The organism is Micromonospora sp. WMMC415 (assembly GCF_009707425.1).
Classification (GTDB): Bacteria; Actinomycetota; Actinomycetes; order Mycobacteriales; family Micromonosporaceae; genus Micromonospora.
The window spans coordinates 1,017,820-1,037,478 of sequence record NZ_CP046104.1; the positions used below are offsets into that span (position 1 = coordinate 1,017,820).

Below are 19,659 nucleotides of genomic sequence, written 5' to 3' on the forward strand. Positions count from 1 at the left end.
GGCCCGGCTGCGCCGCCGGCCTAGCGGCTCCAGTCCTGCTTAGCCGCCCGGACCAGCTTGTCCTTCAACTCGCGGGTGTGCCGCCGGCTGACCGGCAGCTCCGTCGAGTCGACCACCACCACGTAGCCGGAGTTGACCAGCCGCAGCTCGGCGATGAGCTTCAACTGCACCAGGTAGGACCGGTGGATCCGGACGAACCCGGCGTCCGCCCAGCGCTCGGCCAGGGTCGCCAGCGACACCCGGACCAGGTGCGAGCCCTCGGCGGTGTGCAGCCGCGCGTAGTCGCCCTGCGCCTCCACCCAGCGCACCGCCGAGCGGGGCAGCATGCGGGTCGTCCCGGCCAGCTCGACCGGGATCGTCGGGTCCTCCTCGGCCCGCGCCAGCGCCGCCGGATGACTGGGCACCACCCGCGATCCGATCACCCGGCGCAGCGACTCGGCCAGCCGCTCGGCCCGGACCGGCTTGCGGACGTAGTCGGTGGCACCCAGGTCGAACGCGTCCACCGCACCGTCGTCGTACGCGGTGACGAAGACGATCGCCGGAGGCCGGGCGAAGCGCCGCAGCACCCGGGCCAACTCCATGCCGTCCAGGCCGGGCATCCGGATGTCGAGGAAGACCACGTCCACGTCGTCGTCGCGGAGCACCCGCAGCGCCTCGGTGGCGTCCCCGGCGGTGTGCAGCCGGGCCACCCGCGGGTCGGTCCGCAGGTGGTACGCCAGCTCGTCCAGCGCCGGTGGCTCGTCGTCCACCGCCAGCACCCGCAGGAACCCGCTCACGACCCCGCCCGTACGCCGGGGTGGAACTTCGGCACGCGCATGCTGACCTTCGTACCGGAACCGAGGCCGGTCTCCACCACCAGGCCGAAACCGTCCCCGAAGACCGACCGGAGCCGCTCGTCGACGTTGGAGAGGCCGACGTGGCCGCCCGGGTCGTCGCCCGGGTCGCCGCTGGCGCCGGCCAGCTCGGCGATACCCGCGGTCAGCGCGGCCGGGTCCATGCCCACTCCGTCGTCCTCCACCGTGATGTGGCACTCGGTGCCCGCGTCGCGGGCCTCGATGCTCACCATGCCCGTGCCGGGCTTCCGGGACAACCCGTGGCGCACGGCGTTCTCGACCAGCGGCTGGAGGCAGAGGAAGGGCAGCGTGACCGGCAGGACCTCCGGCGCGATCTGGAGCCGCACCTGGAGCCGGTCGCCGAACCGGGCCCGCTCGATGGTCAGGTAGCGGTCGATCGACCGCAGCTCCTCGGCCAGCGTCGTGAACTCGCCGTGCGCCCGGAACGAGTAGCGGGTGAACTCGGCGAACTCCAGGATCAGTTCCCGGGCCCGGTCCGGGTCGGTCCGGACGAACGAGCCGATCGCGGTCAGCGCGTTGTAGATGAAGTGCGGGCTGATCTGCGCCCGCAGCGCGCGGACCTCGGCCCGGGCGAGCCGTTCCCGCGACGAGTCGAGCTCGGCCAGGGCGAGTTGGTTGCCGGCCCAGTGCGCCGTCTCCAGGGTCGCCTGCACCAGGCCGGGCGCGGGTGCGCCGTCGGCGACGGCGACGAGCGCGCCGACGACCCGCCCGTCCACCCCGGTCAGCGGGGCGACCACCGCTCCCCGCACCGGGCAGTCCACCCGGTCGCAGTGCAGCTCGGCCTCCCCGAGCACGGTCGACCGGCCGGCCGCCACCGCCCGTCGGGCCGCCGCGACCAACTGGGCCTCGTGGTGCGCGCCGCGGCCGTCGACGGCGCGCAGCCCGTCGGCGTCGGTCAGCGCCAGGCCGACCGCCCCGACCAGGGCCCGCAGATGCCGTGCGGCCTTCGCCGCGTTCGCGGTGGTCAGCCCGGCCCGCAGTGGCTCGGCCGCGAGCCCGGCGGTGTGCAGCACCTCGTACGTGGCCCGCTGGGTGGCGGTGGCGATGCCCCGGCGGCCGCGCAGGCGTACCACCGCGAACAGGGCCGCGGCCAGCGCGGTGACCAGCGAGACGACGCCGACGACGGCGGAGAGGTTGCCACCCACGGTCGCGATCCTGACGGGTGGCGGCGGCTTCCGCTAGTACGCGCCCTTGCGGGCGACCACCACCCCGACCGTCCGCCACAGGATGCTCAGGTCGTACGCCAGCGACCAGTTGTCGACGTAGTAGAGGTCCAGCCGGACCGCCTCGTCCCACGACAGGTCGGAGCGGCCGGAGACCTGCCACAGGCCGGTCATACCGGGCTTGACCAGCAGCCGCCGCCGGACGTCGCCGAGGAAGTCGCCGTCGTCGGCGGGCAGCGGGCGTGGCCCGACCAGCGACATCTCGCCCTTCAGCACGTTGATCAACTGCGGCAGCTCGTCCAGCGACGACGCGCGCAGGAAGCGGCCCACGGGGAACACCCGGGGATCCTGCTTGATCTTGAACAGCATGCCGTCGGTCTCGTTCTGGTCGACCAGGCCGGCCAGCCGGTCCTCGGCGTCGACGTACATGGTGCGGAACTTCCAGACCCGGAAGGTCCGCCCCTCGTGGCCGACCCGGGGCTGCCGGAAGAACACCGGACCCGGGTCGGAGATGCGGATCGCGACGGCGATCACGAGGAAGATCGGTGCCAGCAGCAGCAGGCCGAGCCCGGCGGCCACCCGGTCGAGCAGGTTCTTCGCCAGCAGCGCCGGGCCGGAGAGGGTCGGCTCCTCCACGTGCAGCAGCGGCAGCCCCTCGATCGGGCGGATGTGCACCCGGGGGCCGGCGATGTCGGTCAGCTGCGGGGCCACGACGAGGTCGACACCCGAGCCCTCCAACTGCCAGGCCAGGCGGCGCAGCTCACCCGGCTCGGCGCTGGCCGACCCGCAGACGGCGATCGTGTCGCCGCCGACCTCGCGGACCAGGGCGAGGACGTCCCGCCCGGCGTAGATCGGAACCGGCGTCTCCACGCCCCGGGCCGCCGCGTAGCCGTCGGTTATGTGGATCGCGACCGGCACCAGGCCGGCGGCCGGGCTGCGGGTGACCGACCGGTAGACCTCCAGGCACTCCGGCAGGGTGCCCACCAGCACCATCCGGTGCCCGGCCTGGCCGACGTTGCGCCGGACGACGTGCAGCACGAACCGGGCCAGGATGCGACCCAGCAGGATCAGCAGCAGCGCGAGGAGCAGCGCGGTGCCGACCGTGAACCGGGACAGGTCGGTCTTGGTGGCGAACGCCAGGAAGGAGACGGTCGCGCAGACCGCCACGCCGCTGCGCATCACCCGCTTGAACTCGTCCGGCCCGAGGCCCAGGTAGCGCCGGTCGTACGACCGGTTGAACCAGAGGATGACCACCCAGCCGAGCGGCAGCAGGCCGAAGGCCACCGTGTAGAACCAGGTCGGATCGTCGTCGGCCTGGTAAAAGCCGGCCCGGGCCTGGTCGAAGGTGCGGATCGCGGTGAAGCTGGCGAACGCCGCCGCGGCGAAGTCCAGCAGCAGCAGGATGGCGGTGTACGGGCGGTGCCAGCGGGAGACCCGCCGCCGGGCCCGCGCCCACGCCGATCGGGGTACGCCGTTGTGGGTCGGCGGTGTCGGCGGCTGGATCTCGAAGCTGTCGACGTGCCGCACGAGTTTGCTCCGGCCTTCGTTGGATACCGGGCGCTGGAGGCTTGTCGTCACCTCACCCATGTCCTCCCGCATGACGCGAGCCGCTCACTCGGCGTGAAGGGCCCACGTCGCCCACCGTCCCAGTCTCCCACGCGGTCACCGCACCGGGACGCTCACCCGTGGGCGTGCGCGTCGGGACGAACCGCATGGCATCTGGCCGGCTCCGGACCATTTCAGAAGCCGGGGACCGAGCCACTATACCGATGGATGGGGGCCGTGGTGGAGACGCGACCCGGACGTTCGTCGCGCGGCGGCCGATTCCTCTCCGTAGTCGGTGAGGGTCGTCACTCACCGTACCAACCGGGACAACCGTCGGTCCGCGAGCGGCTTGCCGCCGGTCTGACAGGTCGGGCAGTACTGGAGGCTCGAATCGGCGAAGGACACCTCCCGTACGGTGTCGCCGCAGACCGGGCAGGGCAGTCCGGTACGGGCGTGCACCTTCAGCCCGGACCGCTTCTCGCCCTTCAGCTCCGCCGCCCGCTGGCCCACCGACCGGGCCACCGCGTCGCCGAGCACGTCCCGGGTCGCGGAGTGCAGGGTGGCGAGCTGCTCGTCGGTGAGCCGGTTGGTGAGCGCGAACGGCGACAGCCTCGCCGCGTGCAGGATCTCGTCGGAGTACGCGTTGCCCACCCCGGCCAGCACCGTCTGGTCGGTGAGCACCCCCTTGACCTGGCCCTTCCGGCTGCGGAGGCGGTCGGCGAAGGTGGCCGGGTCGACGGCGAGCGCGTCGGGACCGAGGCGGGCCACCCCGGGTACCGCCGCCGGATCGGTCACCAGGTACACGGCGAGGCTCTTCTGGGTGCCGGCCTCGGTCAGGTCGAAGCCCGAGCCGTCGTCGAGGCGTACGCGCAGCGCGACCGGACCCTTCCCCGGGCGCAGCGGTGCACTCGACGGGAACGCCTCGCGGTAGTGCAGCCAGCCCGCCCGGGCCAGGTGGACCACCACGTGCAGGTCGTCGCCGAGCAGAACGTCGAGGAACTTGCCGTGGCGGCGCGCGTCGGTCACCACCTGCCCGGCGGCGGCCGTGGGCGCCGGATCGTACGTCTTCAGGGCGCTGATCGCGGCGACCTCCAGGCGGTCGACACGCCGGCCCACCGCGCGCCGGCGCAGGTACTCCGCGAGCGCCTCAACCTCCGGTAGTTCGGGCACCAGCCAACGGTAGCCTCCAATCTCATGAAAATCGTGGTGGCGCACAACCGGTACCGGGAGGCCCAACCGTCCGGCGAGAACACGATCGTCGACGCGGAGATCGCCCAGCTGACCGCGGCCGGGGTGGAGGTGCTGCCGTTCCTGCGCAGCTCCGACGAGATCCCGTCGATGTCCCGGGCCGCCAAGGCGCTGCTGCCGATCTCCCCGATCTACGCCCCCAGGGCCCAGCAGGAGTTGAGCCACCTGCTGACCGAGCAGCGGCCGGACGTGCTGCACCTGCACAACCCGTACCCCCTGCTCTCGCCGTGGGTGGTGCGGACCGCGCACCGGCACGGGGTGCCGGTGGTGCAGACGGTGCACAACTACCGGCAGGTCTGCTCGTCCGGCCTGTACTTCCGGGACGGCATGATCTGCCAGGACTGTCGGGGCCGGGCGCTGGGCGTGCCCGCCGTCGTGCACCGCTGCTACCGGGGCTCGCGGGCGCAGAGCGCGCTGATGGCGACGACGCTCGCGGTGCACCGGGGCACCTGGCGGTCGGTGGACCGCTTCGTCGCGTTGACCACGGCGGTCGCCGACCACCTGCGTGACTACGGCATTCCGGACGAACGGATCGTGGTGAAGCCGAACGCGATCCCCGACCCGGGGGCGCCGTCCCCGCTCGGCACCGGTTTCCTCTTCCTCGGCCGGCTCTCTCCGGAGAAGGGGCTGGACCTGCTGGTCGACGCCTGGCGCCGGCACCCGGACGGCGCGCTGGGGCAGCTGCGCGTCGCCGGTGACGGTGAGCTGCGGCCGCTCGTCGAGGCCGCCGCCGCGGAGCGGACGGACGTGACCTTCCTCGGCCCGCTGGACCGGGCCGGGGTCCGGGCCGCGCTCGAATCCAGCGCCGTCGTGCTGGCCACCTCCACCTGGCACGACGTCCTGCCGACGGTGATCATCGAGGCGCTGGCCGCCGGCCGTCCGGTGCTCGGCACCGCGCTCGGCGGCATCCCGTACCTGGTTGGCGCGGACACTCCGCGCGAGCCGGCCGGCACCGGCCCGGCCGCGCCCGCCTCGGCCGCCGCTCCGGCGACCGGGCCGGGCTCACCCCCGCCGGCGTCGGCCGCCGCCGTGCCGGCCGGAATCGTGACGGGGGAGGCGGGCTGGGTGGTGCCGCCGGAGCCGGCCGCCCTCGCGGCGGCCCTGCCGCTGGCCGCCGCAGGTGCCGCCGGGCTGGCGTCCGCCGCCCGCTCCCGCTACGAGCGCACCTTCCACCCGGACGTGGTGACCAAGCGCCTGATCGACATCTACGCCGACGTCTCCCGCCCCTGACCGAGGCGGGGCGTCCGGGTCAGCGGAGGCTGGCCCGGGCCGAGAAGGCGATGCTGGCCAGCAGGAAGCCGCCGTTGACGACCGTGAACGCGACCACCACCCAGAGGGTGAGCGCGGGCGCGAACAGCAGCACCAGCCCGGCCACGAAGATCACCGCGCCGTAGTCGCGGACCAGCTTCACCAGGCGTACCGGCAGCGAGGTCGAGGTGACCATGCTGGCGGCGTTCGGGCCGGCCTGCATCACCGACGTCACCAGGTTGACCATCCAGGTCCCGGCGAACGCCGCGATGAGCCAGGTCGGCGTCGACGGGGTCTGCGCCACGGTGGTCGCGGTGAGCGCCGCGACCAGGGCGATCTGGGCCGCCACGTCGCAGAGCACGTCGACGCGGGCCCCGGCGGCGCTGCCCTGGCCGGTGACCCGGGCGAGCTGCCCGTCGGCGCAGTCCAGGGCGTACGCGACCTGCCAGCCGACCAGCGCCAGCACCCCGACCAGCCAGGCCGGTACGCGGCCGGCGGCGACCGGCTCGGCCAGCGCCACGACCGCCACCGAGGTGCTCAACCCGAGCACCAGATTGGTGATCGTCAGCGCGGTGGGTCGGAGCCCGAGCCGGTGGGCGACGACGGCGAACGCCGCGCCGATCCACTGGCTGACCGACTCGCTGAACAACCCTCCGCCGCGGTTGGTCCGGTAGAAGTCGGCAACCGTCGGCCGGGACGGCTCAGCCAAGGTGATCACGGAGGGCGTCACGGCAGTCTCCCAACCGGTTCCGGACGTCGTCGGCGGACAGGGCGAGGTGCTCGAGGATCGTGTAGCGGTCCGGGCGGGTCCGCGGGGCGTAGCGGACCGCCTCGACGAACTGCTCGTCGGTGAGCCCGACGTCGGCCGGGCGGGTGGCCAGGCCGTGCCGGTGCAGGCAGCGGGCGAGCTGCCCGAACCGCTCCAGGTCGCCCCGGAGCCAGGTGCAGAAGAGCGCGCCCAGCCCGGCCTGCTCCCCGTGCGAGCTGGTGCCGGGCCACAGGTGCTCGATCGCGTGGGAGATCTCGTGGTCGCCGCCGCTCGCCGGCCGGCTGGACCCGGAGATCGACATCGCGATGCCACCGAGGATCAGCGCCTCGGCCAGCGTGGTCAGGAACGCGTCGTCGGTGATCTTGCCGGGATGGTTGAGCAGCGCCTCGGCACCGGTACGGGCCAGGGTCACGGCGAGCCCGTCGATCGGCTCGCCACGGACCTGGTGGGCCAGTTCCCAGTCGGCGCAGGCGTTGAGGTTGCTCACCGCGTCGCCGATCCCGGCCTGGGTCTGCCGGTCCGGGCCGTGCTCCACGAAGTCGAGGTCGACGAGGACGGCGATCGGGATCTGGACGCCGTACGAGCCCTTGCCGCCCTCGTGGGTCAGGGACGCCACCGGGGAGGCGATGCCGTCGTTGGCGAGGCTGGTGGCGACGGTGACCATCGGGAGGCCGTACCGGGTGGCCGCGTACTTGGCGGTGTCGATCGTCTTCCCGCCGCCGATGCCGATCACCGCGTCGTAGTGGCGGCGACGGAGCCGGTCCCCCAGTTCGTTGGCGGAGTCGATGCTGCCGCCCGCCACCGTGAACACGTCGGCCGAGCCCAGCGTGGGCCGGCACAGGTCCACGATCTTCTCGCCCTGCCCCGGCCCGACCACCACCGCCACGTCGCCGCCGGCGGAGATCCGCCGGTCGGCGAGCAGCTCACCGAGGCCGGCGACCGCGCCGCGGCGGACCTCGATGGCGAGCGGCGTGGTGACGGTACGGGCTAGTAGCGGCACGCGATCTCCCGGGCGCGGGCCAGGTCGTCGTGGTTGTCGACCTCGACCCAGGAGACGTCGCCGATCGGCGCCGCGCGCACCTCGCCACCCCGGTCGGCGAACTCCTGGTAGCCGTCCTCGTAGTAGAGGTTCGGGTCCCGCCGCCAGGTCGCCTCGAGGGCGTCGGCCAACGCGTCGGCGACGTGCGGCTCGATGAGCGTCGCGCCGATGTACTCCCCGTACGCCTCGCCCGGGTCCATCAGCTTGGTGATCCGGGTGAGCTGGCCGGCGGCGTCGAAGGTGGTCTTCATCTCCTCCTCGGCCAGCGTCTTGATCGTGTCGATCGCCAGGAGGACGCCCGGACCGCGCTCGGCCAGCAGGGTCTTCTCCACGCTCACCGGGTGGACCGTGTCGCCGTTGACCAGCAGGACGCCCCGCGCGAACCACTCCCGGGCCAGCCACAGGGAGTACGCGTTGTTCCACTCCTCGGCCTTGTCGTTGGGCACGAGGGTGATCGTGACGCCGTACCTCTTCTCCAGGTCGGCCTGCCGCTCCCGCACCGTGTCGGCGGCGTAGCCGACCACGACGACGATCTCGGTGAGCCCGACCTCGGCGAGGTTGCGCAGCGCGATGTCGAGGATGGTGGTGTCCCCGTCCACCGGCACCAGCGCCTTGGGCAGGGTGTCGGTGTACGGGCGCAGCCGCCGCCCGGCGCCAGCTGCCAGCACCATTCCGACCATGCCGGCATCATGTCCCGTTCGTCTGGCGTTCACCGGAGGAGGATAGCGCCGCGGTCCGGAACCGCCACCGGCAACCGGCAGCCCTCCGGCGCCGGTGCCGGGCGTCTAGCCGGGCAGGGCCGCCAGGTCGGCGAGCATCGTCAGCCGCTCCTCGGCGGTCAGCACCACGTACGGTCCGGCCGCCCGGCGGTCGGTCTCCAGCTCGATGGCGAGGCGCTCCGGCCCCGATGCCAGATCGACGATGCTGGTGGCGGTGTGCCCGGCGGCCGTCCACGCGGCCGTGTGCGCGTCGGCGCGGTGGTGGCGCAGCGTGCCGAGCCGGTTGAGCAGCAGCACACCGGGTGGGGTGCCGTCCGGCTCGTGGGGTGGCGCCATGGCCGCGAACGCGCCGCCCGCCGCCACGTCGCCGTCGTCGTCGGCCAGCACGAGGGCGTACGCGAGCACCCGGCCGAGCGCCTCGACCAGCCGCAGGACCCGGTCGGCGTGCCCCGCCCACAGCTCTCCGGTCGCCCGGGCGTGCACCTGCCACAACTCGTCGAGGAAGGCGAGCCCCCGTTCGGTGGCGGTGATCGCGCCGTCCGCCCCGCGGTGGACCATCCCGTGCGCGACGTGCCGGTCCAGCGCCCGCCGGCAGGCGGCCGGGTCCCGGTACCGGGTGACCGCCGCGAACCCGTCCGCCTCGACGGTGCCGCCCGGGACGGCGAGCCGGGTGCGCAGATCCACCAGGAAGCCGGTGGCGCGCGGACCGCCGTACCGCTGGCTGACCTCGGCGCCGCCGGCGTCGCGGCCGCCGCGCATGCCGGCGACGAACGTCCGGTCGACCGCGGGGGCCACCAGCCCGGCGAACCGGTGCGGCGCCAGGTCGACGGTGTCGTTCACGAACCGATCGTGCGGAGCAGGGCGAAGGCGTCCTCCGCGATCCGGCGGATCAGGCCGTCGTTGACGTGCCGGTGCTCGTCGAGCAGGTCGAGGTCTGCCTCGGTGAGCCAGCGGTACTCGGTGTGCTTGCCCACCTCGAGCGTCGGCCGGGCGAGGTCGCCGTCGACCCGCACCAGCCAGTCGCTCTCGATCCGTTCCAGCCCGTCGTCGGCTACGTACCGGTACTCGCCGACGAGGCCGAGCAGGTACGCGACCGTCCAGCCGGTCTCCTCGGTCACCTCCCGGCGCAGGGCGTCCTCGATCTCCTCGCCCGGTTCCAGGTGACCGCCCACGATGTCCCAGCAGTTGGGAAAGAGGCGCCGGTCGGGGGACCGCCGCTGGACGAATAGGCGGCCGTCGTCGTCGACGATCAGCGCGCCCGCGCAGCGCAGGGGCTCGGTGGACACGCCTCGACAGTAGCGAGCCGCCGAGGATCGTGGCGATGTCTGGTCTTGTCCCGCAAACACACCCGGCGCACCATGTTCCGTACCGGGTGCCACCGTCCCACAGGGGTGATGCGTGATGCAGGTTCGGGAAGCTATGTCCAGCCAGGTCCTCGTCGTCGGGCCGGAGCACACGCTCCGCCAGGCGGCGCAGATGATGTCGGCCCGTGGCGTCGGGTCGGCGGTCGTGATCGATCCGGACTCCGAGGGGATCGGGATCATGACCGAACGGGACGTGCTCAACGCCATCGGATCAGGTCTGGACTGCGACGTCGAACGGACCGGGGCGCACCTGACCTGGGACGTGGTGTACGCGGGACCGGAGTGGACGGTCGAGGAGGCGGCCGCCGCGATGGCCCGGGGCGGCTTCCGGCACCTGGTGGTGCTCGACGGCCGCGAGGTCGCCGGGGTGATCTCGGTGCGGGACATCATGCGGGTCTGGGCGGCCAGCCGGATGGTCGGCACCGGCTGAGTGCCGGCTCCGCCGGCCGCGACGAGGGTTGGGCCGCTGATCGACGGGTAAGGAATTCCCTGCGGGCGCGGACGGGCCGTGGCCCGCGGGGGAGGATGCCATGCCCGGCGCGGAGCGACTGGTCGAGCAGCAGTACGCGATGCTCCTGCGCCGCGACGTGGCGCGGTTGCCCGACCTGTACGCGCCGGACGCCTTCTACGCCATGCCCGGTGTCACCGTGCGCCCGATCGAGCTGCCCGCGCTGCTGCGGACCTGGACGGGCGCCTTCCCCGACCTGTACGTGGACCGGCTGGGCGCCGTGCAGACGGCCGGCGGGGCGGCGGTGGAGCAGCGGCTGACCGGTACCCAGACCGGGGTGCTGCACACGCCCTTCGGCACGGTCGCACCGACGATGCGGACGATCAGCTGGGACGTCGTGGACATGGTGCGCGTACGGCGCGGGCGGATCGCGGCCTGGCGGTCCTACTTCGACTGGGGACAGTTGGTGACCGCGCTCGGCCTGCACGTGGAGGGGCTCTCCCGCGAGGCGCAGCACGACCCGCTCGGCCTTCCGGTCTGATCTGCCGCCGACCGGTCGGCCCCGGTCACCCGTCCCGGTGGCTCAGGATGCGGACATCGCCGTGCCGACCGCGCGTACCCCGTCGCCTTCCGTACGCTCAACAGCCATGACCGCCGAGCAGCTGATCTCCTTCGCCCGTGGCGCTCCCTCGTTGGACATCGTCGATGTCGAGGGGCTCAAGGCCGCCGCCGTCCGCGCGTTCGACGCCGACCCCGCCGGAGTGACGGCGTACGGCACCTCCGTCGGTTACCTTCCCCTGCGCGAGTGGATCGCGAAGAAGCACGGAGTCCAAGCCGACCAGGTCCTGGTCACCAACGGTTCGCTGCAGGCCGACGCGTTCCTCTTCGACCACCTGGTCCGTCCCGGCGACGCGGTCGTCGTGGAGCGCCCCACCTACGACCGGACGCTGCTCAACCTGAAGCGGATGGGCAGCGAGCTGCACGGCATCACGATCGAGCCCGACGGCCTGGACACCGCCGAGCTGCGCAAGCTGCTGGAGTCCGGGGTGCGCCCCCGGCTGGCCCACGTCATCCCGAACTACCAGAACCCGGCGGGTGTGACGCTCAGCCTGGACAAGCGGCGGGAGCTTCTCGACCTCGCCGCCGAGTACGGGTTCACGATCTTCGAGGACGACCCGTACGCGGACGTCCGTTTCCGGGGTGAGGCCCTGCCGTCGATGCTCTCGCTCGACACCCGCAACGTGGTGGTCCACGCCTCCAGCTTCACCAAGACGGTCTGCCCGGGCGTCCGGGTCGGGTACCTGGTCGGGCCGGCGGACCTGATCGCCGACATCGCCAAGAAGGCGACCAGCCTCTACATCTCGCCGGGCATGGTGTCCGAGGCGATCGTGTACCAGTTCTGCGTCTCGGGGGCGATCGACCGCTCGATCGAGACCGTGTGCCGGGCTCTCGGCGAGCGCGCCCGGGTGCTGGGCGAGTCGCTGCGGCGGCACCTCCCGCAGGCCCGGTTCGTGGAGCCGGACGGTGGCTACTTCCTCTGGGTGGAGTTCCCCGAGGACGTCGACGTGGACAAGCTCGCCCCGGCCGCGGCCGAGCGTGGCGTCGCCGTGGTGAAGGGGAGCGACTTCGTCCTCGACGGGGGGCGGCACGCGCTGCGCCTCGCGTACTCGGCGGTGACCGCCGACCGGATCGACGAGGGCGTACGCCGACTCGCCGAGGCGGTCGCCGCAGTTCGCGGCTGATTTCTGTCGGGTTTCCGACAGTTCGGCGATATCAGCCGCCCCGGGGCTCCCGCCGGGGCGGCTGCCGGCCCACAATGCTGCGAGCGTCATTCACCACGTGTAGCGGAGGTCACCGGCGCGTGACCGGGCCGCGCCCGTCCCGGGCGCACTCGCCCCGCCCGCACGTGGCCCGGCGCCACCAGCACAATCCCCCGCCCCCAAGAGGCGCCGGGTGGGCCGTGTCGTCCCCTCACCCCCCAACGCGGCCCGGCCCGCCCGGCGCCACCCCCCTGGTGATCCGTCACCGCCGGTGACGCCGCCGACGGCGTACCCTGCAATCCGCGGCGCTGCGTGGAAGGGGGGCGTGATGGCGGACGGCATGGACCGGGCACGGACGGTGCTGCCGGGTGGCGGTCGGACCAGGTCCCGCGACTGGGTGGCACCGGTGCGGGCGATGACCCGGCGGCTCACCCCCGACGGCTCGCCACGCGTCCCGGAGCCGGCTGGCCCGCGACGCGACTCCGTCGTCGACTGCGCCCTCTACGTCGGCGGGAAGCGCCAGGCGGGCGACTGGACCTACGCCGAGGCGCTGGCCGCGGCGCGTCGGGCGGACGACGGCTTCGTCTGGCTGGGCCTGCACGAGCCCGACCTGACGGAGATGACCGAGATCGCCGCCACGTACGGGCTGCACGAGCTGGCCGTCGAGGACGCGGTCAAGGCCCAGCAACGGCCGAAGCTGGAGCAGTTCGGTGACGTCAGCTTCCTGGTGCTGCGGACCGCCCGCTACTGCGAGCACACCGAGCTGACCGAGACCTCCGAGGTCGTCGAGACCGGTCAGGTGATGCTGTTCATCGGGCCGAACTTCCTGATCAGCGTGCGGCACGGTGACGCCTGCCGGCTCGCCCCCGTCCGTGCGGACCTGGAGACCAAGGGGGAACTGCTGCTGCACGGCCCCTGGGCGGTCGCGTACGCGGTGACCGACCGGGTGGTCGACCTCTACCTGGAGGTCGCCGACCAGTTGGAGGACGACCTCGACACCCTGGAGACCGAGGTGTTCGACCGGCACGCCACCGGCCGTATCCAGCGGATCTACCAGATGAAGCGGGAACTGGTCGAGTTCAAGCGGGCGGTGGTGCCGCTCCAGCGCCCCCTCATGACGCTCACCGCACAGATGAACCGGGACGTGCCGAAGGAGATCCGCCGCTACTTCCGGGACGTCCAGGACCACCTCAGTCGCACCGTCGAGCAGGTCAACTCGTACGACGACCTGCTCAACTCGATCCTCCAGGCGCGGCTGGCGCAGGTCACCGTCGACCAGAACAACGACATGCGCAAGATCGCGGCCTGGGCGGCGATCGCCGCGGTGTGGACCGCCATCGCCGGCATCTACGGCATGAACTTCGAGTTCATGCCCGAGCTGCGGTGGACGTACGGCTACCCGACGATCCTGGCCCTCATGCTGGGTATCTCGCTGGCCCTGTACCGCTGGTTCCGGCGCAACGGCTGGCTCTGACCGTCAAACCCCGCGATCTCGCACCAAGCGCCCGGACGAAGTCGGCGAAAGCCGCGAACGGGCGACCAGAAGTGCGAGATCGCGGGGTGACGTGGTCGGGGGATCAGCGGCGGCCGTTCTTGTTGAGGGCCTTGCCCAGGTCGTCGGCCGGCCGGCCTGAGGACTCCGTGGCGCCCTCGGCCACCGCGGGGATCTTGTCGGTCGCGTGGACCGACGCCTGCTTGGTCGGGCTGGTGCTGGAGGCGCTGCTGCCGCCGGCCACCGCCGAGCTGCCCGCGCCGGTCGGCCCGCCGGCCGCGCCGGAGCCACCGGCCATCGTGGACGCCGAGCTGGTCTTCTCGGCGGGCGTCCGGGTGGTGACCTCGATGGTGTCCACCTCGTCCCGCATCGGCTCCAGGGAACGGGTCGGGTCGTACTCGGCCCACTCCTGCTGCTCGCGGCGCCGCCGCATGGCCATGGCACCGGCCAGGCCCGCCACCGCGCCGGCCGCGAGGAGGCCGGTCATCATCCCGCCCCGGCCGGACTTCTTCTTGCGCGCTGCCTTCATGTTCTTCGCCTTCACCTTCCTGCTGACGGCGGCCTGCTTGGCGGCGGCGGCCTTCCGCCCGTTGACGGCCTTGCCGGCCGCCTCGGCCTGCGCGTCGCGGAGGGCGAGAGCCAGCGGCGCGAGCGCCGCGACGGTCGACGCGTAGCCGCTCGACGCGCGGTCCCGCACGACGACGGCGGTCGGCGCGATCGCACCCCGGGCCGCCAGGACCCGCGGGCCGACCGTGGCGCCGGCACCCCTCGCCGCGTACGTCGCGGCCTGCTTCAGGTGACCGAAACCCTGGTTCAGCTCGGCCTTCGCGAGCTGTCCCTGGGTCTTTCGCCGCCCGATTCCAAACACGGTCCCACCTCCTGGGAGTTGTCCTCCGTCATCCTCCACCTTCGGATGCCTCCGCATGACCAGATCGGGCACATGGGAGGATCCGCATGGAACTGACCAACGAGTGAGGAGTACCCGTGGCCGAGGCTGTCTACGCCACCTTGCACACCAACGCCGGTCCGATCCGGCTGGAGCTGTTCCCGAACCACGCGCCGAAGACCGTCCGCAACTTCGTGGAGCTGGCCGAGGGCACCAAGCAGTACACCGACCCGCGCACCGGCCAGCCGGGCAGCGGCCCTTACTACGACGGCACCATCTCGCACCGCGTCATCAGCGGCTTCATGATCCAGATGGGCGACCCGACCGGCACCGGCCGCGGCGGCCCCGGCTTCACGTTCGCCGACGAGTTCCACCCGGAGCTGCGCTTCGACCAGCCGTACCTGCTGGCGATGGCGAACGCCGGGCCGGGCACCAACGGCTCGCAGTTCTTCATCACGGTCGCGCCGACCCCGCACCTCAACAACCGGCACACCATCTTCGGCCGGGTGGCGGACGAGCAGTCGGCGAAGGTCGTGGACTCGATCGCCAACACCCCGACCAGCCCGGCCGACCGTCCGCTGCAGGACGTCGTCATCGAGCGGGTCGAGATCGAGCGCAGCGGTTCCTGAGCGGGCGCGAGGTACCTTTGCTCGCATGACTGAGCGTCCGGGCACCAGGACCGACCGGTGAGCGAGTCCCCGCCGACCACCCCGGTCTGCTATCGGCACCCCGGCCGGGAGACGTACGTCCGCTGCACCCGCTGCGACCGGTCCATCTGTCCGGACTGCATGCGCGAGGCGTCGGTCGGGTTCCAGTGCCCGGAGTGCGTCAACGAGGGGCGCCGCAGCGTACGGCCGGCGCGCACCGCCTTCGGTGGCGGTGCCGCCGGCCGGCACGGCTACGTGACCAAGGCGTTGATCGTGATCAACGTGCTGGTCATGCTGCTGTCCATCGCCTCCGCCGGCAGCGGTGGTGCGGTGATCGGCGGCAACGGTTTCGGTGGGCTGCTCGGCGACAGCACTCCCCTCACCAACTGGGGTTCCGTGCTCGGCGCGGCGATCCTGCCGAACGGGACGGTCGGCGGCATCGCCGAGGGTGAGTGGTACCGCCTGGTCACCGCGATGTTCCTGCACTTCGGCGTGATCCACCTGCTGCTGAACATGTGGGCGCTCTGGGTGCTCGGCCGGTCGTTGGAGGCCCAGCTCGGTCGGCTGCGTTTCGCCGCGCTCTACCTGATCTCGGGTTTCGGCGGGAACGTCCTCGCCTACGTCTTCACCGAGCAGAACCGGCCCACGGCCGGCGCGTCGACCGCCATCTTCGGGCTCTTCGCCGCGCTGATCGTCATCGAGCGCCGGATGGGTCGGGACATCTCGCAGGTCATCCCGATCCTGGTGATCAACCTGGTCTTCACGTTGACCGTGCCGGGCATCTCGATCCCCGGGCACCTCGGCGGCCTCGCGGTCGGCGGCCTGATGGCCCTCGTCCTCGCGTACGCCCCGCGCTCGCGGCGCACGCTGGTGCAGGCCGCCGGCGGCGCGGTGATCGTGGCGGCGCTGCTCGGCCTGGCGCTGATCCGCACCGCCGCCCTGCTCGCCTGACCACGGCCCGCGGTGGGGCCCGCCCCCGCACGCCAGGCCGCCGCACGCCGGACCGCCGTGCGCCGGGGCCGTGCGGTCAGGCCCCGCGCACGCCGGTCAGGATGCCGGCCGGAGGGCGTTCAGCTCCTCGGCGACCTCGGCCGGGTCGGCGTCGAGGTCGTAGCGGCCGAACAGGTGCAGCGACTCCCCGGTGTCCACCTCCAGGACGGCGCTGGCCAGGCCGAGCCGGGTCCGCCGGTCGACGGTGACGGCCTCCACCTGCGACCAGGGCAGCCGCCGGTGCCCCGCGAAGCCGTGGACGACGGTCAACCCGTCCGGGTCGACGGCGAGGCGGACCGGCGCCAGTACGTCCCGGGTGGCCCAGACGAGCAGGGCCACGGCGACCGCCCCGGCCAGGACGAGCCGGACCGGGTCCCGGTCGGCCAACAGGAGATTGAGCGCGACCAGGGCGACCGCGCCACCGGCCTTGACCGCCGGCAGGGCGGCCGACACCCGCCACTCCCGCCTGCCGGACTCCGCATCCATGCACTCAGCATGCCAGTGGGGCGAGACGGCCGGTCGGGCGGCGACGTACGATCGAAGCCAGCCAGGTTACCGGGGAGTAGATATGAGTGACGCAGTCATCGTCGGCGCCGTACGCACCCCCGTGGGGCGGCGCAAGGGAAGCCTCGCCGGTGTGCATCCGGTCGACCTGTCCGCGCACGTGCTGCGCGCCCTCGCCGAGCGCACCGGCATCGACCCGGCCCAGGTGGACGACGTGATGTGGGGGTGCGTCTCGCAGGTCGGCGAGCAGTCGTGGAACGTCGCCCGCAACGCCGTCCTCGCCGCCGGCTGGCCGGAGTCCGTGCCCGGCACCACCCTCGACCGGCAGTGCGGCTCCAGCCAGCAGGCGCTGCACTTCGCCGCCGCGACCGTGCTGTCCGGGCAGGCCGATCTGGTCGTCGCCGGTGGTGTCGAGTCGATGACCCGGGTGCCGATGGGCTCCAGTGTGGGGGGCGGCATGCCGTTCAGCCCGGCGATCCTGGAGCGCTACCGGGGCGTCGAGGGTGTCGCCGAGGATTCCCCGCTCCCGTTCAACCAGGGGGTCGGCGCCGAGCTGATCGCCCAGCGCTGGCGCTTCTCCCGCACCCAACTCGACGAGTTCGCGTTGGCCAGCCATGAGAAGGCGGCCGCCGCGCAGGACGCCGGCGCCTTCGACCCCGAGTTGGCGCCGGTCGCCCTCGCCGACGGCGGCAAGTTCGGCGCCGACGAGGGCATCCGCCGCGACACGTCGCTGGAGAAGCTGGCCGAGCTGCCCACCCCGTTCCGGCCCGACGGCGTGGTCACCGCCGGGTCCGCCTCGCAGATCTCCGACGGCGCGGCGGCGCTCGCCGTCACCACCGCCGAGTGGGCCAGCCGGCACGGCCTGCGTCCGCTGGCCCGCATCCACACCGCCGTGGTCGCCGCCGACGACCCGGTGGCCATGCTCACCGCGCCCATCCCGGCCACCGCGAAGGCGCTGCGCCGTGCCGGGCTGGGCATCGAGGAGATCGGGGTGTACGAGGTCAACGAGGCGTTCGCCCCGGTGCCGCTGGCCTGGCTCGCGGAGACCGAGGCCGACCCGGAGCGGCTCAACCCGCGGGGCGGCGCGATCGCCCTGGGGCACCCGCTCGGCGGCTCCGGCGCCCGGATCATGACCACGATGCTCGCCCACATGCGCGACAACAACATCCGCTACGGCCTCCAGACGATGTGCGAGGGCGGCGGCATGGCCAACGCGACCATCGTCGAGCTGCTCTGACCGCGACGGGTAATCAGGTCGCCGGCCCGCCGGCCGGCGGCCTACATTGCCCGGCGTGACCACCACCGGAACTCCGCAGACCGACTGGGCCGACCCGCGCTGGGGCGACACCGCCCTGGCCTGGGTCGCCGAGCAGCTCCGGCCGGACGGCCGGCAGGTGACCGGGCCGGTCGAGGCCCGGCTCCGGCCGTGGTCCCTGGTCTGGCGCGTCCCGACCGACGACGGCGACGTCTGGTTCAAGGCCAACAACCGGGGCACCGTGCACGAGGCCGGGTTGGTGGCCGCGCTGGCCCGGCTGGCCCCCGGCCGGGTGCTGGACCCGATCGCCGTGGACACGCGGCGCGGCTGGTCGCTGCTGCCCGCCGGCGGGGAGTCGCTGCGGGACGTGCTGTCCCGGGACCGGGACCTCTCCCGCTGGGAGCGGGTCCTGCCGGAGTACGCCGACCTGCAGCTCGCCGCCGCCGTGCACGCTGGCGAACTGCTCGCCCTGGGCCTGCCCGACCACCGGCCGCAGGTGCTGCCGGAGCTGTTCGAGGAGCTGCTCGACGACGAGGAATCCCTGCTGCTCGGTGCCGAGGGCGGGCTCGGCACGGAGGCGCACCAGCGGCTGCGCGCGTACCGGGACACGTTCGCCGAGGACTGCCGGCGGCTCGCCGACTCGGCTGTCGCCCCCACCGTGCAGCACGACGACCTGCACGACGGCAACGTCTTCGTGGCCGGGGACGGGTACCGGTTCTTCGACTGGGGCGACGCCTCGCTGGCCCATCCGTTCGGCACGCTGCTGGTGACCCTCCGGTCGGTCGCGTACTCGGCCGAGCTGGCGGGGGACGACCCGACGCTGGTGCGGCTGCGGGACGCGTACCTGGAGCCGTGGACCGGCCGGCACGACCGGGCGACGCTGCGCGAGCTGGCCGGGACCGCCATGCGGGTCACCACGGTCAGCCGATCCCTGTCCTGGCGCCGGGCCCTCGACACGCCGGACCCGGCCCGCCGGGAGTACGCCGAGGCGGTGCCCGGCTGGCTGGGGGAACTGCTCGCCCCCAACCCGGTGTAGGACCGCCGGGTCCCGGTGCACGTCCGCCGTCGCACCCCCGGTGCGACGGCGGACGTGCAACTTGCAAATTCCGCCGAGTGGCCCACGTCACCCCTGCCCGGGCGTCGTTGGGCAGAGCATGGACGTCTTCTCCCGAACGTTCCTCCCGGCCGCCGCCGAGGCCGGCGTGGCGATGCAGACCGCCAGCCGGCACATGCCGGTCTTCCGCCGCTGTGTCGGCTCCGGCGACGCCACCATTCTGGTCACCCGCTGCAGCCGCCCCGACCGTTCGGTGGCCGGCGAGTACCTGCTGCTGCTGACCCACCGTCGACTGGTCGTCACCCAGCAGACCCGGGTCCTGCACCGGCTGCGCCTGCACCTCAACACCGAGCTGCGCGAGCTGAGCAACGTCACCTGGAGCCCCGACCCGCGGCTGCACTCAATCGAGCTCGCCGCCACCGCGATCGACGGCGTCCGGGAGCGGTTCCTCATCCGTACCCGGCACCCGAAGCAGATGTGGCAGCTGGACGCCCTGCTCAACCACGCCTTCCGCACCCGGGTACGGCCCGCGCGCGAGCGGCTGGTGGCCACCATCGGGGACGCCGCGCCGGCCGCCGCTCGGCCTGCCGCCTTCCGTCCCGTCGTGGTCCGCTGACCGGGCACGTCCTTACCGAACCCGAACACGTCCCGGACACTCCGGCATCGTCCCGGTC

21 protein-coding genes are annotated in these 19,659 nt (G+C 73.1%); 10 read left to right on the forward strand and 11 right to left on the reverse strand.

Going from position 1 to position 19,659, the window contains the following annotated elements; genetic code table 11:
* Positions 1 to 20: 20 nt before the first annotated feature.
* The 4 genes from GKC29_RS04985 to GKC29_RS05000 form a co-directional block, all read right to left on the reverse strand.
* On the reverse strand, positions 21 to 776 hold the full coding sequence (locus GKC29_RS04985) for a LytTR family DNA-binding domain-containing protein (RefSeq protein WP_155329702.1): 756 nt from the start codon (positions 774 to 776) through the stop codon (positions 21 to 23).
* A complete protein-coding gene (locus GKC29_RS04990; protein WP_155329703.1) occupies positions 773 to 1,999 on the reverse strand; it encodes a histidine kinase in 1,227 nt (408 codons plus the stop codon). Before GKC29_RS04990 ends, GKC29_RS04985 begins: the two co-directional genes overlap by 4 nt.
* 33 nt (positions 2,000 to 2,032) lie before the next feature.
* Positions 2,033 to 3,604: a sugar transferase gene (locus GKC29_RS04995; protein ID WP_155333993.1), complete on the reverse strand. Its 1,572-nt coding sequence runs from the start codon at positions 3,602 to 3,604 to the stop codon at positions 2,033 to 2,035.
* A 267-nt stretch (positions 3,605 to 3,871) separates the two neighbouring features.
* The gene (locus GKC29_RS05000; RefSeq protein WP_155329704.1) at positions 3,872 to 4,732 is read right to left on the reverse strand and encodes an Fpg/Nei family DNA glycosylase; all 861 of its coding nucleotides are present in this window, start codon (positions 4,730 to 4,732) and stop codon (positions 3,872 to 3,874) included.
* A 24-nt stretch (positions 4,733 to 4,756) separates the two neighbouring features.
* On the opposite strand from GKC29_RS05000, the gene GKC29_RS05005 reads away from it, so the two are divergent.
* Positions 4,757 to 6,040 (forward strand): glycosyltransferase family 4 protein, encoded by a 1,284-nt coding sequence (locus GKC29_RS05005; protein WP_155329705.1) that lies wholly within the window; start codon positions 4,757 to 4,759, stop codon positions 6,038 to 6,040.
* Positions 6,041 to 6,059: 19 nt separating this feature from the next.
* Here the strand turns inward: GKC29_RS05005 and GKC29_RS05010 are convergent, their stop codons facing one another.
* The 5 genes from GKC29_RS05010 to GKC29_RS05030 all read right to left on the reverse strand — a co-directional run bounded on the left by GKC29_RS05010 (position 6,060) and on the right by GKC29_RS05030 (position 9,871).
* Positions 6,060 to 6,776: a CDP-alcohol phosphatidyltransferase family protein gene (locus tag GKC29_RS05010; RefSeq protein ID WP_155333994.1), complete on the reverse strand. Its 717-nt coding sequence runs from the start codon at positions 6,774 to 6,776 to the stop codon at positions 6,060 to 6,062.
* Positions 6,760 to 7,827 carry an iron-containing alcohol dehydrogenase family protein gene (locus GKC29_RS05015; protein WP_155329706.1) on the reverse strand — a complete coding sequence of 356 codons (1,068 nt, stop codon included), beginning with the start codon at positions 7,825 to 7,827 and terminating at the stop codon, positions 6,760 to 6,762. Before GKC29_RS05015 ends, GKC29_RS05010 begins: the two co-directional genes overlap by 17 nt.
* Positions 7,815 to 8,546 (reverse strand): sugar phosphate nucleotidyltransferase, encoded by a 732-nt coding sequence (locus GKC29_RS05020; RefSeq protein WP_155329707.1) that lies wholly within the window; start codon positions 8,544 to 8,546, stop codon positions 7,815 to 7,817. Before GKC29_RS05020 ends, GKC29_RS05015 begins: the two co-directional genes overlap by 13 nt.
* Positions 8,547 to 8,651: 105 nt before the next feature.
* Positions 8,652 to 9,425: a hypothetical protein gene (locus GKC29_RS05025; RefSeq protein ID WP_155329708.1), complete on the reverse strand. Its 774-nt coding sequence runs from the start codon at positions 9,423 to 9,425 to the stop codon at positions 8,652 to 8,654.
* Positions 9,422 to 9,871: an NUDIX domain-containing protein gene (locus tag GKC29_RS05030; protein ID WP_196255809.1), complete on the reverse strand. Its 450-nt coding sequence runs from the start codon at positions 9,869 to 9,871 to the stop codon at positions 9,422 to 9,424. Before GKC29_RS05030 ends, GKC29_RS05025 begins: the two co-directional genes overlap by 4 nt.
* A gap of 115 nt (positions 9,872 to 9,986) precedes the next feature.
* On the opposite strand from GKC29_RS05030, the gene GKC29_RS05035 reads away from it, so the two are divergent.
* The 4 genes from GKC29_RS05035 to corA all read left to right on the forward strand — a co-directional run bounded on the left by GKC29_RS05035 (position 9,987) and on the right by corA (position 13,631).
* The gene (locus GKC29_RS05035) at positions 9,987 to 10,379 is read left to right on the forward strand and encodes a cyclic nucleotide-binding/CBS domain-containing protein (protein ID WP_155329710.1); all 393 of its coding nucleotides are present in this window, start codon (positions 9,987 to 9,989) and stop codon (positions 10,377 to 10,379) included.
* Positions 10,380 to 10,479: 100 nt separating this feature from the next.
* Positions 10,480 to 10,938, forward strand: a complete 459-nt coding sequence (locus tag GKC29_RS05040) for an ester cyclase (protein WP_155329711.1) — start codon at positions 10,480 to 10,482, stop codon at positions 10,936 to 10,938.
* A gap of 106 nt (positions 10,939 to 11,044) precedes the next feature.
* Positions 11,045 to 12,139: a PLP-dependent aminotransferase family protein gene (locus tag GKC29_RS05045; protein WP_155329712.1), complete on the forward strand. Its 1,095-nt coding sequence runs from the start codon at positions 11,045 to 11,047 to the stop codon at positions 12,137 to 12,139.
* Positions 12,140 to 12,485: 346 nt separating this feature from the next.
* Positions 12,486 to 13,631, forward strand: a complete 1,146-nt coding sequence (corA, locus tag GKC29_RS05050) for a magnesium/cobalt transporter CorA (RefSeq protein ID WP_155329713.1) — start codon at positions 12,486 to 12,488, stop codon at positions 13,629 to 13,631.
* Between the two features lie 103 nt (positions 13,632 to 13,734).
* Here corA and GKC29_RS05055 read toward each other — a convergent pair whose 3' ends face one another.
* On the reverse strand, positions 13,735 to 14,574 hold the full coding sequence (locus tag GKC29_RS05055; RefSeq protein WP_155329714.1) for a hypothetical protein: 840 nt from the start codon (positions 14,572 to 14,574) through the stop codon (positions 13,735 to 13,737).
* A gap of 59 nt (positions 14,575 to 14,633) precedes the next feature.
* Here GKC29_RS05055 and GKC29_RS05060 point away from each other — a divergent pair, with 59 nt between their 5' ends.
* Positions 14,634 to 15,164: a peptidylprolyl isomerase gene (locus GKC29_RS05060; RefSeq protein WP_155329715.1), complete on the forward strand. Its 531-nt coding sequence runs from the start codon at positions 14,634 to 14,636 to the stop codon at positions 15,162 to 15,164.
* 57 nt (positions 15,165 to 15,221) lie between these two features.
* Positions 15,222 to 16,133, forward strand: a complete 912-nt coding sequence (locus GKC29_RS05065; RefSeq protein ID WP_155329716.1) for a rhomboid family intramembrane serine protease — start codon at positions 15,222 to 15,224, stop codon at positions 16,131 to 16,133.
* Positions 16,134 to 16,229: 96 nt separating this feature from the next.
* Here GKC29_RS05065 and GKC29_RS05070 read toward each other — a convergent pair whose 3' ends face one another.
* Positions 16,230 to 16,658 (reverse strand): PH domain-containing protein, encoded by a 429-nt coding sequence (locus GKC29_RS05070; protein ID WP_155329717.1) that lies wholly within the window; start codon positions 16,656 to 16,658, stop codon positions 16,230 to 16,232.
* A gap of 82 nt (positions 16,659 to 16,740) precedes the next feature.
* Between GKC29_RS05070 and GKC29_RS05075 the strand changes: the two genes are divergently transcribed.
* The 3 genes from GKC29_RS05075 (at position 16,741) to GKC29_RS05085 (ending at position 19,601) form a co-directional block, all read left to right on the forward strand.
* Positions 16,741 to 17,913, forward strand: coding sequence for an acetyl-CoA C-acyltransferase (locus tag GKC29_RS05075; RefSeq protein WP_155329718.1), 1,173 nt, complete (start codon positions 16,741 to 16,743; stop codon positions 17,911 to 17,913).
* A 55-nt stretch (positions 17,914 to 17,968) separates the two neighbouring features.
* Positions 17,969 to 18,967 carry a phosphotransferase gene (locus tag GKC29_RS05080; protein WP_155329719.1) on the forward strand — a complete coding sequence of 333 codons (999 nt, stop codon included), beginning with the start codon at positions 17,969 to 17,971 and terminating at the stop codon, positions 18,965 to 18,967.
* 118 nt (positions 18,968 to 19,085) lie between these two features.
* On the forward strand, positions 19,086 to 19,601 hold the full coding sequence (locus tag GKC29_RS05085) for a hypothetical protein (protein ID WP_155329720.1): 516 nt from the start codon (positions 19,086 to 19,088) through the stop codon (positions 19,599 to 19,601).
* The last annotated feature ends 58 nt before the right edge of the window (positions 19,602 to 19,659 follow it).

Coding starts and splice junctions, on each gene's coding strand:
- GKC29_RS04995 (WP_155333993.1), bottom strand. CDS start 3,604: ATGGGTGAGGTGACGACAAGCCTCCAGCGCCCGGTATCCAACGAAGGC.
- GKC29_RS05005 (WP_155329705.1), top strand. CDS start 4,757: ATGAAAATCGTGGTGGCGCACAACCGGTACCGGGAGGCCCAACCGTCC.
- GKC29_RS05020 (WP_155329707.1), bottom strand. CDS start 8,546: ATGGTCGGAATGGTGCTGGCAGCTGGCGCCGGGCGGCGGCTGCGCCCG.
- GKC29_RS05035 (WP_155329710.1), top strand. CDS start 9,987: ATGCAGGTTCGGGAAGCTATGTCCAGCCAGGTCCTCGTCGTCGGGCCG.
- GKC29_RS05040 (WP_155329711.1), top strand. CDS start 10,480: ATGCCCGGCGCGGAGCGACTGGTCGAGCAGCAGTACGCGATGCTCCTG.
- GKC29_RS05045 (WP_155329712.1), top strand. CDS start 11,045: ATGACCGCCGAGCAGCTGATCTCCTTCGCCCGTGGCGCTCCCTCGTTG.
- corA (WP_155329713.1), top strand. CDS start 12,486: ATGGCGGACGGCATGGACCGGGCACGGACGGTGCTGCCGGGTGGCGGT.
- GKC29_RS05055 (WP_155329714.1), bottom strand. CDS start 14,574: ATGCGGAGGCATCCGAAGGTGGAGGATGACGGAGGACAACTCCCAGGA.
- GKC29_RS05070 (WP_155329717.1), bottom strand. CDS start 16,658: ATGGATGCGGAGTCCGGCAGGCGGGAGTGGCGGGTGTCGGCCGCCCTG.
- GKC29_RS05075 (WP_155329718.1), top strand. CDS start 16,741: ATGAGTGACGCAGTCATCGTCGGCGCCGTACGCACCCCCGTGGGGCGG.
- GKC29_RS05085 (WP_155329720.1), top strand. CDS start 19,086: ATGGACGTCTTCTCCCGAACGTTCCTCCCGGCCGCCGCCGAGGCCGGC.